Genomic DNA, 14,438 nt, shown 5'->3' with positions numbered 1-14,438 from the left:
AGCGGCTCGGTTGAACCGCCGTTTTATGCCTGTATTACTTGAGCGTGATGCGGGCGGACTTCTTGGCGTTGCCTGCCTGCACGCGGACGATGTAGCTGCCGGCGGTCAGGTTCTCGAGAGAGACCGTGTGGGCGCCAGCCTGCATGTTCTCGGAGACGCTCTTGACCGTGTGGCCGGTCATGTCGAACACCTGTACCTTCACGAGGCCGGACTTGGACGTCATGATGTTCAGGTCGTGACCCTTCGCGGCGAGCCTGAGGCCAGTAGCCGTACGGGCGATGGACTTGATGCCGATAGCCTGGTCGACGCACTTGAGGTCGTCGATGTAGAGGTAGTCGAATTCCGGCTGGAAGGTGTCTGTGTATCCCTTGGCGCCGATGACTTCCCAGGAAATCTTCTTGATGTTCGCCCAGTTCAGGTTGACCTTGGTTTGGGTCCAGCCCGGCTGCTTGAATTCTTCCTGCTTGAAGGAAACCAAAGTCCAATCGCCTGCGTCCAGCAACATGCGGTTATGGAAGGCGAAGTCGGTAACCTGACCATCCTGGAGCTTGATGGTGTGGGCGGCGCCCTTGTAGCGGTAGCTGAGGACCGGGCAGTTGCTCAGGTCGATACCTATAGAGGTGTCTGCATTGGTGTTGAGGCCGAGAGCGACGAACGGATCGTATGCGTAGTCGCCTTCATCCCAGTGGATTCCCGTAAGTCCGACAAAGCCTTGCGTGCCGTTGGTCGGGTCGGCAGAGCCCGGGAACACTACCACGTAGCCCGGAAGATTGGGGTCGTAGACGTTGGTAATGGAGGATTTGCCCAAAGATTCGTTGTCGGTGTAGGCATACCACGTACCGGTCGTGTTGAGGACTTCGTTGCCGTCTTCGACATCGTCAATGACGAGGAGGTCGGTAATCACGACAGAAGAAGAGGATGCCGGAGGAACGACCACGGAAGAACTGGAGCTCGGGGGAGTGACGCTGGAGCTGGATTTTGGCGCGGACGAAGAGGATGTAGGAGTACTTGTCTTGCCGGAGATTGCGGTAATGGACAGACCGTCGCAGCGCACGTCATCCACGAAGAGGTAGTCGAGCGAAGGCTGGTTCTGGTTGTCCGGAACGTTCTGCACGCCCTTGACTTCCCAGGCGAGGCGCTTGACCTTGCTGAGGCCCTTGTCCTTCAAGTTGAAGTGCTTGTCGTTGTCGCCCCAGTCTTCCTGGTTGAACTGGTCCCAGGTGAGTTCGACTTCCTTCCATTCATCGGAGGCGTCCTTGTTGACGTGGTGGAAGTTCCAGTTGGTCACGAGAGACGTTTCGAGACGGAAGTTGTGGCTGGCGCCCTTGAACTTGTAGCTGATGGATTTGCAGGCGCTCATGTCGAATTCGGCGGTGTCCTTCGTGAGGTTCAGGCCGAGGTCTACATACGGAGCGTATTGATACGTTCCTTTGGCGAGCTTGATTTTCTTGAGGCCGACCATGTAGTTGGAGGTGTTCTTGCTGCCTTCCTTGGGCAAGAGGACGTCATAGACCGTCTTGCCGAAATCGTTTTCCCAGGTGCCGTTGGAGATGGTGGACTGGCCAACGCCATTGTCGCCGTTTTCGTTGGCGTCGGTCCATGCAGACCAGAAACCGCCCGTGTAGGCATAGCGGTCGTTGTCTTCCATGTCGTCAATCATGTCGGTCTTGGTGCCGTTGGCGATACCGGTAGAGAAGCCGCTCTGCGAAGAGGAATTGCCGTTTTCGAGGCCGCAGTCGGAATAAGTCATGTTTTTGTTCATCCAGCCCTTGACCATGTTTCCGGAATTGGAATAAGAAAGACCGTTGTCAAGGTTGATCTTGTTGAACGCGGCAGAACCTTCGTTCACGCCGGAAGCGGACCAGTTAGCCCAAGAGACTTTATTGTCGTTCATCCAGTTGATCCAAGCCTGGCTGGCGCTCTGGTTGGCACCGCCGTTACCGTTGGCGTTGACGGTTCCCCATTCAGAAGCGAATACGGGAACGTTTTTTCCAAGGGCTTGGTTTGCGCGGTTGGCGTAATCGCCGTTGGCAGAGTGGGAATCAGCGTAGAAATGGAGCGTACAGGCGTAGTTCTTCTTGCTGTCGCTGATGGATGCGGAAGCGCACTCTTCGGGGTGGCTGGACCATTCCGGGCTGCCGATAAGCACGAGGTTATCGGAGTACTTGCGGATGGCGTTGATTACGGAATTGGCGTGGGAGGCGACCGTACCCATGCTTGCGCCGTCCTTCGGTTCGTTCCACACTTCGAAAATTACGTTGTTGTAGGAGCCGTATTGCTGGGCTGCGTATTCGAAGAACTTGACTGCATCGCTCGTGTAGCCGTCGCCGCTTTCGATATGCCAGTCGATAATCACGTAGATGTCGTTTTCAATGGCTGCGTTAACGACGTTCTTGAGGTATGCCTTCTGGAGGTCTTCACCACCGGTAAGGTAGCCGCGGCCCTTGTCGAAATTTTCATTCTTGACGCCCATGGCGAAGCGGATGACTTCGATTTTCATGTCCTTGACCATGAGGTTCACGGCTTTTTCCGTATAGAAAGCCGTAGCGCTATCCGCTGCGGAACTCCAGAAAAGGCTCATGCCCTTGACCTGGACCGCAGAATTTGCGTATTGGGGGCAAGTTCCGGAAAGTTTTCCGCCGTTTGCCTTGAGTTCACCGTACGTGCTCACGGGGCCGATACGGTTTGCGCTAATGGCCATGGCCGATACTGCGGCCAAGCCCAAAATTGCTAATACCTTTTTCATTTTACATCCTCTTTTATGGTTTACACCATCCCGCCTTAAAAATAGATTCCTCCGCTAAAAAAACACGTAATATTATAAATACAATCAATCCGGCCCTTTTGTTACGGCAATGTAAAGTTGAATTTTACTTTGGATGGGGCCTTATGTCGCGCTTTTTGTTATATTGAATTGCAAAGGGATTTTTCATGAATATTAGCGATTTTTCTGCCTGGTTGGATGGCCTGCTCGAACCGCACGCCTTCAAGGATTACTGCGTGGATGGACTTTGCGTCGAGGCCTCCGACAAGGTGACCCGCGTTGTGACGGGAGTGTCCTTCCGTGACCGCCTGATCGATGCCGCCATCGAAAACAAGGCCGACTGCATCATCGTGCACCACCCGAACGGGTTCTGGCAGGGCGAGAACCGCGTGCTTGTCGGAAAATTCGGCGAACGCATGCGCCGCCTGATGCAGAACGGGATTTCGCTCTACGGGTACCACCTGCCTCTGGACGGGCACCCCGAAGTCGGGAACAACGTGCTTATCGCGAAGGCTTTCGGGCTCAAGAACCTCGAGGGGTTCATACGCGAGGGCGAGCGTACCGTGGGCTATGTCGGTGAATTCGAAGAGCCCGTTTCTCGGGAAGGTTTCGTGGAACTTGCCTGCGGCGTGTTCGAGCATGGGGTGCAGCATGCGCTCATGTACGGCAGCGAGACCGTGCGCAAGGTTGCCATCTGCAGCGGTTCGGCCGCGAGCGCGGTCGGGGAGGCCAAGTCCCTCGGGTGCGATACCTTCGTGACCGGCGAAATCAAGGAGAACGTCCCCATCGCCGTGGAGGAGCTCGGGTTCAACCTTCTCGCCTGCGGGCACCACCGTACCGAGATTTTCGGCGTGAGGGCCCTGGCCCGTAAAATCGAGGCCGAGCTCGGCATTCCCGCGTCTTTTGTGGATATCGACAACCCCGTTTGATATGGGAATCGTGTTTGTTTCTTATAAATTTCTTACATTTTGTAAAAAAGTGGCTTTTTCCCCTTGAAAACAAGGTTTTACCTTTTTCGGGGTTGTTTGTTTCGGAAAGGTTTTACTATTTTCACCCCCGTGAAGTTCATTAAGGCAAACATACACTACCAGAACTCCTCTAAGTCGGTGACCCTCAGTCTGCCGGAATTCCTGTTCCGCGGCCACAAGGTGATTCGTGCTTTCGTGATCGTGGGGCTCCTGCTCCTGGTGGTGCAGTTCGCGGCTACCTTCGTGTACGACGGCGTGCTCGGTCATGTTCTCAAGGCCCGAGTGGATCTCGACAAGCAGATGGCCCAGATCGAGGGAACGCTTGATTACCTGGACGGAACTTCGACGGTTTTCTTCAAGGATGAACAGCGCGTGCACTCGAAGTTCGCCCTGACCCTTCCCGACGAGGAGGCGCGCGAACTGGGTACCGGTGGTCCGATTGGCCCGGATTCCCTGCTGATGCGCGGAACGTCCCCGGTTTATGAGCGCATGACGCTTCTGCGCGAAAATGCGGGTCGCATCCAGAACAAACTTGAAATGAACAGCGCTTCGTTTGCTTCGCTTTCCGAATACGTCGGGCAGCAGCAGTCCCGCTGGCGCTACATTCCTTCCATCGCTCCGACCAGCGGCCGCTTCGGTTCTCCGTTTGGCCTGCGTATCCACCCCGTGACCGGCGTTGCCCGCATGCACCAGGGTATCGATATTTCCAACGAGCGCTGGACCCCGATTTTCGCCTCCGCTGACGGCGTCATCGAACAGGCGAAGTTCAGCCCCTCCTTCGGTAATTACGTGGCCATCAACCACGGCAACAACCTGAAGACCCGTTACGGGCACATGCAGATGCTTCTTGTAAAGCAGGGCCAGTTGGTCCGCCGTTACCAGATAATCGGTTACATGGGTTCCACTGGTATGTCTACCGGAACGCACCTCCACTACGAGGTCTGGGTCGGCGACCGTCCCGTGAATCCCGTTGCCTATATACTTCCGGGCGACTACTCGGTCGACTGATATTCCGCTACGCTCCAGTTAGGCGGCGTTCCTCCGGGACGGCGTGCGGGATAAGCCCCTTCGGGGGATTTCATGAAATTATTGCCTTGGCTTGCGGTCTCCGTTTCCGCGTGCCCTTATTTTGTCGAGTTCTTTCCGGACCCGGTGGACGTGCCCGACAAGGAGGGGGAGTTCGTCGAAATCCGGCTGGATTCGGCTTTTGCCGCGGATTCGCTTGAGTTCTTTGTGGACGGGAAGGCGGCGTTTGCCGTTCCGTACCCGGAGGGGGAACGCTTGGTCCTGGTCCACGACAGCGCGTACTGCCCCTCGGGGGGCGGTGTGGCCTGCGCGGTGACCGCGGTTTCGCTCCCGAATTCTCGTGAATGCGCCTGGAAATTGCGGGCGGGGACCTGCGCGGATTCGGCGCTGCTGCCGGCCCCGAAGGCGGGGAAGGCCTTCCAGAGGCGCGGGGAGACTGACGACTGGGTGCTTGCGACCGCGACTCCGGGATATGCGAATGCGGATTACGAGAGCGGCATACGGGATTGCGGGCTTGTTTCGGTGAGCGCGCGCCTGGAGGGGGCGGATACGGCGGTCGGGCGCGTATTCCATGTGGAGGGGTGGCTCGCGGGCTGCAAGCGCGCCGACCTGCGGGTGAGGTCGCAGGACATGTCGACCGGCGTGTGGCGCGAGGAATCGCGTGAGGTCGCGGGAAACTTCCGCCTGGAGTTCCCGGCCCGCGGGAGCCTCCGGCTATACCTCGGCCTGCCCGAAGACGATTTCCCGTTGAACAATGTCGTGGACACGCTCCTGCTCGCGGAAGGGCGTTCGCCCCTCGTGATATCGGAGGTGCACCACTGCCCGCAGGAGCCCGTGCCCGAGTGGGTGGAGGTCTACAACGCCTCGCGCTCGGTGCTCCCGCTTTCGCGCCTGCGTTTTTGCGGCAGGGGAGGCGTCTGGGGCCAGACGATGGATTCCCTGTCGCCCCTGCAGGCGGTCCTCGTGACGAAGGATTCCGCGGAATTGCGCGCGCATCTCGGGTTCGGCGACGTGCGCATCGTGCAGGTCGCGATGGGCTACCTCAACAATTCGGGCGGTTCGCTTTCCCTCTGCTTCGACATGCAGGTTGTTGACAGCGTCTCTTGGGACAAGTCGAGCGCGACGTGCCCCGAGGGGTTCAGTCCGCTTTCGGGGGCGCCGGAAAATACCCCGGGCTTCGTCCCGAAGTCAGGCGCGAAGGCCGAGGATCCCTTCACGCTGGTGTTTTCTTCGCGCGTGGTCCGGGCGAAGGGGCCGCCCCTGCGGGTCCGCGTGGATGCGAGCGACGATGTGGTGCTGCGCCTGCTCGATTCCGCCGGCCGGGACGTGTGGAAGACCGTGGCGCCGGCGAATTCCTCCGCATGGCACGACGTTCCCGTGAAAGATCGCGGGAGCAGGGGGGTGAACTACGTCGCGGCGAGGCTCGGCGATTTCGAAAAGGTGGTGGGAATTGTTCTGCGTCCGTAATTTTTCGCTCGGCCTGTTCCTGGTCGTCGCGCTCTGGTCGCAGGGCGCCTGTTACGATTCGCCCGTCCCGTTCGGGTCGGGAGTCTGGGGGGCTCCGGAAGGGCTTCCCGGCTGGAATTCCACTCCGGCGAGGCTTCCCGCCACCTCGGTGGGCGTCTCCGGCTATATGCGTTCGGGCGACATGGGGGAAAGGGCGCTCTCCGCGGCGGGGGAATGGAAAATGCGTCGCTTCAGGGGCGCGTTCCTCTACGGCTACTATTCGCTCGACTCCCTGTACCGCGAGTCCGGCGCCATGCTGGAACTTTCCGCCTCCTTCAGGTACCTTGTTGCGGGCCTCGGCGCGGGTGGCTATGCCGGTTGGCTGCCGGGCGATGCCGCCTGGGTTCGCTACCGGTTCAAGGCGGGGGTCTCCGCCCTGGTCTCGGAATTTACTTTGTCTGCTATTTGGCTCGGGTTTGCGGACGAGGCGCCGGAACTTCCCCGGGCGGCCGTCCACTGGAAACCTTCCGCGATTTTTTCCGCCTTCGCGCAGACGGACTGGGAGACCGTGACCGTCGGTACGCTTCTCCGCTTTGCATGGGGGAGTATCTCCACTTCGTACGCGTTTCCCGGATTCGGGTTTTCGCTGGGGGTGTCCGTGGAATTTGCCGGCTTCGGGATAGGCGTGAAACACGGGTCTTCGGGCCTGATGCCGGACTGGAACGGGGTCTGGGTTTCGAAAATGCTGAAAAAGTGACCCGCATGCGCTTTTCCCGCTGTCTCTTTCGCTTTTTTTTGTTTATTTTGGGGGTATGGACAAATCGCTTCCTGTTGCAGACTTGGGAATTGACTGGGTCATCGTACTTGCATTCCTGTGCGTCATTTTGCTAGTGGCGTTCTTTATCCTGATATTCCTCCTGCGCGAGGGAATCAAGAAGCAGCAACTTTACGAAAATTTCAGCGGGAGCGTGAACGAATTCATCATCGTCTTCTCGAGGAAGCTCGAGTTCCTTTACGGGCTCCCGATGTACATGTCCGACCCCTTGTTCCGCTGGCTGAGTTCGGGAAGCACGTTCCAGGACCTGCTGAGTTCGAAGGACTGGGCCAGGATGAAGCTCTATTTCGACGAGGTCGAGAAGCACCAGAACATGTCCTTCGTGTTTTCGCACGACCTGGAAGACGCTTCCGCGAACGGGGACAAGGGCCGCACGCAGTGGTACGAGATGAAGACCGTGCTCGAATATGTCTCGGTGCAGGAATTCCGTTACGTCTGCTTCATCAAGAATATTTCAAAGGAAAACGAGAACCGCAAGGAACGCGAAAGGATCCAGACGCGCCTGGACAACCTGTTGCAGAACACGGGCGATTTCTTGTGGAACTTCGAGGTCGAGGACCGCAGGTTCAAGTTGCTCACGCCGCTCATGGACGAGGAACACAGGGTGGTCCCGCAGTCGACGGGCTATGTGGAAATCCGCAAGATGATGCCGGAATCCGATCTCGAACTCCTGAATACCATCTTGAATGCGCGAGTGAAGGATTACCACACCTTCGGGTCCAGGGGCGATCCGTTCGAGACCATCAAGGTCCGCCTTTACGGTACGGACAAGACGCTCGTGTGGTACTGCTTCCGCGGGCGTCTGGTGACCGACGAGGACAACCGCCTCGTGCTGCAGGGGTCCGCCCGCCGCATGGACATGGTGCTCGACAATCTCGTGTTCGGCGACGACAAGGACGCCATCCTTTCGGCTGCGCTCTCGTTCCCGGACGTGCGCATCTTCTGGGTGGACAGGGATTTCAATATCCAGGGATGCAACCAGTCCTTCGCCGCGGATTTCCAGATTTTGAACCCGAAGGAAATTTACGGCAAGAGCCTCGATTCCGTCGTGAGCAGCAAGATCTTGCCCTATATGTCCAAGATACTTTCGGAAGTGTTCGATACCGGCAGGAGCGCCGCCTGGAAGGGCAACTTTATCAAGGCGGAGCGCCTCCTGATGCTCAACGCGGTTCCTATCCGCTCGAAGGACAATATTACCCATACTGCGCTCGGCGTGTACATGCTCCTGGACAAGGACGACTTCCCGAACGCGGATTCCGAGAATTAACAAAACTTTCATAAAATAAAAAAAGGAAAAGATATGAAGAAGACTATTGGTATGATGATTTGCGCCGCATTCCTGTTTGCTGCTTGCAACGAAGCGAATGCCGAAAAGAAGGCCGCTCCCGTGGAGAGCGCGAAGCCCGCCGCAGCACAGCCCGCCGCACAGCAGGCAGTTCCGGCTCCGGAAGCCCCGAAGGCGCAGATTACCAATGTCGACTGGGCGAAGGCTCTCGAGATGCAGAAGGCCGGTGCCGTTCTGATTGACGTGCGCACTCCGGGCGAAGTTGCCGAAGGCACCGCCCCGGGATCCATCAATATCCCGCTCCAGGAAGCCGAACAGCGCCTCGCCGAATTCCCGAAGGACAAGGACCTGCTTATCTTCTGCCGTAGCGGAAAGCGCAGCATGGCTGTTTCGAACATCCTTGTCCAGAACGGCTACGAGCGCGTGTTCAACGTGGTCGGCGGCTTCATGGCCTTCCCGAAGAACTAATCGCTTATTGCGTGCGGAATATACCGTTTTTGCGCGTATGAGGCGTGCGATATTTTATGCCGGTTGAAGAAATCACGAACTACATGCGGCTTGCGCTAGAGCAGGCGTTTTTCTCCATTGGGACGAGCCGGCCGAATCCTGCGGTCGGTGCCGTTGTCGTAAAAGACGGAATCGTGGTGGGGAAGGGGCGTACGCAGCGCCCCGGGAGCGCCCATGCCGAAGTCATGGCGCTGCGTGACGCGGGCGAGCTTGCCCGCGGCGCGGCCATCTACGTGACTCTGGAACCCTGCTGCCATTATGGCCGCACGCCCCCCTGCACCAAGGCCATCATCGATGCCGGCATCAAGGAAGTTTATTTCGCGCACGCGGACCCGAACCCCGTGGTGCGCGGCAACAGCCGCAAGATTCTCGAGGAGGCGGGTATCCGCGTTTTCGAGGGTGTCGAGGCCTGTATCGCGGCGTCTTTCGTAGATGCGGAAGACGGTGGTTGCGGCAGCGGCTGCAGCGTGTTCGGTTACGATGCCTCGGGGCGAACGGCCGGCAATGCCGCGCCCGGTTCGGGTGCCGGGATTTTGCGCCCGCGGTCCGAATTCGAAATCGAGGGCCGGAGCGTCTTTGCCGAAGTGGAGCGCTACTTCGAGGCCTACGATTATTTTGTGCGAAACAAGCGCACCTTCGTTGAAATAAAGTCCGCCGTGACGGAATCGGGATACATGGGGGTGGCCTTGCCGGACGGCGCGCACGCCCCGCTCCGCATTACCGGACAGGGCGCGAACTGCTGGAACCATGAACTGCGCGCGATGAGCGACGCCGTGCTCGTGGGGGCGGGAACGCTCCTTGCCGATAATCCGTCGCTCGATGTGCGGTTTGCCCGCGGGAACAACCCCGTGAAAATCGTCTGGGCGGGGCACCGCGTGTTTTCAGAGAAGGACGTGCGCGGCCTGAAATTCTTTAAGGCGGGCGCCAATCTGGCGGACGGCGCCGGCTCGAACTGCGCGGAAAGTGCTGTTTCGAATCTTGCTGATGGCGCATGTCGCGAGGCGCGGAACGCCATCGTGTTTTCCCTTGTGGACCAGCCCGCCGTCGCATCGCTCCCGCATGTCGAAACCATCCGGCTTTCTGCCGGAACGTTCTCCGACTGCTGGGACGAAATGCTTGCGGAACTCTCCCGCCGGGGAATGCACCGCCTGATGGTGGAACCGGGCGCGACCCTCGCGCGTCTTCTTTTTGAAGGCAAAGACGCTCCCGAAGGCAGGCCCCTCTGGAACCGCCTCGACTTGTGGCGTTCTACGGATGCGCATGCGGAAGCCTTCCTGGACGGCGATACAGAAAAATCGGGAATCCCGTGTCCGGAACTCCCGCAGAATGTTGTCGCTGCCGAGTCTGCGATGCTCGGCCCCGACGTACTTACTGTTTTTTACCCGCAATAAACATCGCGCGACCCGCTTTGTCATCCCGGACCTGTAGAGCCTGCCCCGGGCTTGTTCTTAATAGCCACTTGTAGCTTTGCTGCTTAGTGGATATAATCCTCGGAACGGGGACGGGGGGATCACAGTGCCTTGCCGGAGCTTTACTTCACGACAATCATCGGGCTCGTTTCGCTCAGGAGGTAGTTCCATTCCTCGCGAATCTTCTCGTATTCGCTCGCGTCGGCGTACAGCGCGAATGTCGTCCACTTGATGGAGGACTGCGCATTCGCGTTCACGTTCTTCTCGAAGCTCACGTAGTCGGGATCGCGCGGGAGCGGCTTTGCGCCCGAAACGTCCACTTCACGCCCGTCGGCGGCTTTCACCGTAAGGCTGAAGGTGAACTGCGTTTCGTGCGGCATGCGGATGGGGTGGTGGCGCTTGTTCACCTTCGGGAGCTTGAACAGGCTCCTTTCCCACACGTTCGGGAAACGTCCCTTCATCTCGTCGCCCTTGCCGAAGTAGCCCTTGGAACCGTATGTGGTGATGAGCACGAGCGGCTTGTTGAAATCGGCGAGGTTCTTGATTTCGACCTTCGAAATGTTCACGTCGGGCACGCCCTGCGCCATGAAGTCTTCCATCAGCTTTTCCTGTTCCTTGACTTCACGGCCGTAGAACTTGTTGCGGATGGCGCTCGCGAACTTGCCCGAAAGTGCCACGGAATCGCGGAACTCGCAGGTGCCGTCGTTTCCGATGAACAGCTTGTGGTCAACTGCGATCTTGTGTTCCTGGTCGTCTTCGAGGATGGGGGTCTGGGTCACGCGGCTGTTTTCGCCGTCGATGATGAGGGCGACCTTGCCTTCCATGTCAAGCGGCACGGGGCGGTCGTTGCCCGTCTTGTCGGTTGCGTCGACCCACATCTCGTCCACCTTGCCCTGCTTCGGGATAAAGAGGATCATGTGGTTGAACTGCTGGATGGTGGGGAGGCCCGAGAAACCCTCTTCGGTCAGGTGGATGGCCGTGAGGTAGCTCTTGATGCCGATGGTCGCGAGCATTTCCTTGAGGAGGAGCGCCATGTCCTTGCAGTCGCCGCGGCGTTCCTTGAGGGTCACTTCCGCCGTCTGCGGGATGAGGCTGTGCCCGCCGAAGCGTATGTCGCGGTAGCGGATGTCGTGACGCACGAAGTTCACGATTGCCTTCACCGCTTCGTTACCAATCTTGTTGCCCTTCACCTCGAACGCCTTCTCGCGCACGCTTACCGCCTGCTTGAACTGGTGCTTGATGAGGTTCTCGTAGTCTTCGCCCACTTCCTTCCACTGCTGTTTGCCGGTGAGCATCAGGCCCGCGCCGAAGTCGCGGTAGACGGGCATGTAGAGCTCCTTGCGGATGACGACGGGCGATTCCATCTTCCATTCACGGCCGCCCTTGATGTTCTCGCGCTCCAGCGGTCCGTATTCCTCGGTGGTGTAGGCGTTCGTGTCGGCGTATACGCGGAACGAGGTCTCGCCGACGGGGATGTCCTTGCCGGTCATGAAGTCGGTGTAGGGGATCATGCCCTTCGCTTCGAGGTTGGTGCGGCTGAACTGCAGGTAAACGAAGTCGCCCGGCGCGAGTTCCGAGAGCGGGAAGTGCGCCATCTGGCTTTCGTTCTTGCCGCCGATTTCGGTCGCGTAGGTGATGTAGGCTCCGTTGAGGCTAGCCTTCTGCTTCAGGTTCCAGTTGCTGTCGTAGACCTCGAGCGCGTTCAGGTAAATCCTGTCGTAGCCGGGCAAAAAGTCGAAGGTGAATTCGCGGTAGATGGCCGCTCCTCGGGTATCGAGGATTTCCAAAAGCATTTCTTCGCTCTTGATCCAGGGCTGGTTCTTCTCGGCCTTGAGGGCTTCCTTCCTGTAATGCATCACGGCGGGGAAGTCGCCGTCGACGGCCTCCTGCTTGGCCTTCGGGCGCAATAGGCTCTTGAGGTTCGCCGTGCGTTCCTCTACCGGCGTGATGGGCTTCTGCAGAGTGCGGTTGTCAGCTTTGCCGAGGAATGCCTTGGTGGCGCTCAGGTAGCTCTTCGCGTCTTCGTTGTCGGGCTTGAGCGAGAGCGCCTTGGTGAGGGCCTTTTCCGCCTCGCGGTAGTTGTGCGAATAGAAGAGGATCTTGCCGTGCATGGTCCACAGCTTGTAATCGTTCTTGTCTTTCAGGAGCGTCTCTTCGCTGATGGCGCGGGCTTCTTCGTAGCGGCCCAGGAACACGAGCGCGTCCATGAGGGTTTCGCCCAGGTCCTTGCTCATGCCGAACCTTCCGCGGATGCCGTAGAGGATTTCGACGGCTTCGGCGTACTGGTCGAGGCCCATGTAGGTCTTGGCGAGGTACACGCCCAGGCGGCTGCTCGGCTGCGTGTCGAAGAGTCGCTGCACCACGACGAGCGACTGGTGGCGCTGTCCGAGTCCCCAGAGCGCGTCGCTCAGGTTGATGACGTATTCGGGGTTGTTCGGCGTGAACTGGAGAGCCGCTTCCGCGCATTCGCGGGCGTGGCTGTAGTCAAAGAGCACCTCGTACATTTCGCCGAGAATCGAGAGGAGTTTCCCGTTCTTGCGCACGAGCGGCATCTGGCTCGTGAAGTAGGCGATGCCCGGGCCGTAGAGTTCCTTCATCTGGTACACGAACCCGCAGTTGATGAGGTAAAGCGGCTCGTCCGGGTCCATCTTGTTCGCGCGTTCGAAGTAGCTGAGGGCCACGAGCGGCTGGTCTTCGAGCAGGCGCAGGATACCCACCTGGCTCATCACGGCGGCGTTGAACTTGTTCTGCTTCTTGTCGTTTTTGATTTCGGGAACGGCTCCGGTCTTGAGACCTTCGACCGCGTTGTCGATGACCTTCGCGTATTTCTTCTGGGTCGCGCCCTGCGTCCAGGCGGCGATGAGGATGCCGCGGCCGTTCTCGTAGAAGAAGCGTCCCTTGTAGGCGAAGTCGAAGTTGCCCACCATGTGCGTGAGCGTGAATTCCTGGGCGTAGGTGTTGCCGGCCTTCACGCGCCTTGCGTCGATGGTTTTGTTGTTCGGGTCGACCCCGAGGCGGGTGAGGAGCACCTTGAACATGTCGTCGCGGCTGATCACGTCGGCCGGGAGGATCGCACCGTACACGAAGAGCGAGACGTCTTCGTCCTTGTTGGTGAGCACCAGGTCCGGATCGTTGTTCTGTTTAGCGATGCCGTTCCAGAAGTGCCACAGGGTGTCCTTCGTGCTCCAGGTGTAGCCGAGGGCTGCGGAGGCGTGGTTCTGGATGCGTTCCGGCGAAAGTTCCGGGCCCTGCTCCACGGCGATTTCGTTCAGGGAGAATCCCTTGAAGAATTCCTTCCACTCTTCCTTGAGCTGTCCCTTTTGGGGAACGTTGTCGGTCGCTGCGAGCGTGAGCGTGTAGACGCTTCTGCCGTTGCCGGTGACGATGCCACACGCCTCATAGGGAGTGTCGTAGCGCTTGCCCGCGATGTCGAAGAATGCGCCGGTGGTGCCGAACGCCTCTTCGGGATTGAGCTCGCTAAGGCTAGCCTTCTTGCCGCTCGCTTCCAGACTCTGCATTTCCATCTGGGCGCGGTCCATCAGGTTCATCGGTTCGCCGTCGTCGAGAGCCACTTCGCGGAGCACCGCCCTGCGGCCCGTATTCGCGTTGTAGAACTCGTAGGGGGCGCCGTCCTCGCCGCCGATCATGGTCCAGTCGCCGCCCGGGAACTGGAAGCTGAAGCCGTCGTTTCCGATGGTGCCGTCGGGCCTGCGTTCGGCCTTGCTTGCCGGGGCCGTCGCGGAAGGGCTGTCGTAATCGTTGTAGTCGTAGTAGTTCTGAGCTGCCGATCCGTCGGATGGGGCGTCTTTGGTCGAGGGATCGACAAGCGGGTCACCGTTGCCGGCACAAGACACGACAAAGAACAGCGCGAACATCGGAGCGCACAGAGCGGGAACATTGCTGAAATATTTTGAGACGAAATTCTTCATGGAGACAAAGATACAAAAACGAATTGCCGAAACCCCGTTTTGTTTACTCCCAAGTGGAATGTTCCACGTTCTGTAAAAATAAATTAAAGTGGGGGAGGCCTCCCCCTGGTTCGCACTCCGTTGCTCTCCACCCCCTCGCCTGAACTGACCCCAAAAAGTTGGACAGTTTAAAGTTAGGATAAAACAGCGTTATGAGTCCGGTATTGTACAGGACTCATTCCGTTTAGGCGCAGTTTTATCCGGTCATTGTTGTAGTATTCAATATATTT

At 58.6% G+C, this 14,438-nt stretch carries 10 protein-coding genes; 7 read left to right on the top strand and 3 right to left on the bottom strand.

The window, feature by feature from the left end; genetic code table 11:
- Positions 1-34 precede the first annotated feature (34 nt).
- Positions 35-2,746 carry a cellulase family glycosylhydrolase gene (locus IK012_RS05220; protein ID WP_290951492.1) on the bottom strand — a complete coding sequence of 904 codons (2,712 nt, stop codon included), beginning with the start codon at positions 2,744-2,746 and terminating at the stop codon, positions 35-37.
- Positions 2,747-2,931: 185 nt separating this feature from the next.
- Here IK012_RS05220 and IK012_RS05215 point away from each other — a divergent pair, with 185 nt between their 5' ends.
- The 7 genes from IK012_RS05215 (at position 2,932) to ribD (ending at position 10,222) form a co-directional block, all read left to right on the top strand.
- Positions 2,932-3,693: a Nif3-like dinuclear metal center hexameric protein gene (locus tag IK012_RS05215; RefSeq protein ID WP_173379278.1), complete on the top strand. Its 762-nt coding sequence runs from the start codon at positions 2,932-2,934 to the stop codon at positions 3,691-3,693.
- Between the two features lie 129 nt (positions 3,694-3,822).
- Entirely contained in the window at positions 3,823-4,740 is a 918-nt protein-coding gene (locus IK012_RS05210) for a M23 family metallopeptidase (RefSeq protein ID WP_290951480.1), read from the top strand.
- A gap of 72 nt (positions 4,741-4,812) precedes the next feature.
- On the top strand, positions 4,813-6,225 hold the full coding sequence (locus IK012_RS05205; RefSeq protein ID WP_290951477.1) for a hypothetical protein: 1,413 nt from the start codon (positions 4,813-4,815) through the stop codon (positions 6,223-6,225).
- Complete coding sequence (locus IK012_RS05200) at positions 6,209-6,961, top strand: hypothetical protein (protein WP_290951474.1); 753 nt, start codon at positions 6,209-6,211, stop codon at positions 6,959-6,961. The genes IK012_RS05205 and IK012_RS05200 overlap by 17 nt, the downstream gene beginning before the upstream one ends.
- A gap of 55 nt (positions 6,962-7,016) precedes the next feature.
- Positions 7,017-8,306, top strand: a complete 1,290-nt coding sequence (locus IK012_RS05195) for a hypothetical protein (protein WP_290951472.1) — start codon at positions 7,017-7,019, stop codon at positions 8,304-8,306.
- Between the two features lie 33 nt (positions 8,307-8,339).
- Positions 8,340-8,792, top strand: a complete 453-nt coding sequence (locus IK012_RS05190) for a rhodanese-like domain-containing protein (RefSeq protein ID WP_290951470.1) — start codon at positions 8,340-8,342, stop codon at positions 8,790-8,792.
- 56 nt (positions 8,793-8,848) lie between these two features.
- Entirely contained in the window at positions 8,849-10,222 is a 1,374-nt protein-coding gene (ribD, locus tag IK012_RS05185; RefSeq protein ID WP_290951466.1) for a bifunctional diaminohydroxyphosphoribosylaminopyrimidine deaminase/5-amino-6-(5-phosphoribosylamino)uracil reductase RibD, read from the top strand.
- 140 nt (positions 10,223-10,362) lie between these two features.
- Here ribD and IK012_RS05180 read toward each other — a convergent pair whose 3' ends face one another.
- Both IK012_RS05180 and IK012_RS05175 read right to left on the bottom strand, forming a co-directional pair.
- Positions 10,363-14,169, bottom strand: coding sequence for a transglutaminase domain-containing protein (locus tag IK012_RS05180; RefSeq protein ID WP_290951464.1), 3,807 nt, complete (start codon positions 14,167-14,169; stop codon positions 10,363-10,365).
- Between the two features lie 173 nt (positions 14,170-14,342).
- Positions 14,343-14,438: IS3 family transposase (locus tag IK012_RS05175; protein ID WP_290951517.1), on the bottom strand; the 96-nt coding region annotated here is incomplete at its 5' end.

Origin of the sequence: Fibrobacter sp. (assembly GCF_017551775.1) — a bacterium.
Taxonomy (GTDB): Bacteria; Fibrobacterota; Fibrobacteria; order Fibrobacterales; family Fibrobacteraceae; genus Fibrobacter.
Note: the sequence above shows the minus strand (reverse complement) of the source record. Positions and strands in the feature narration are given on the sequence as shown.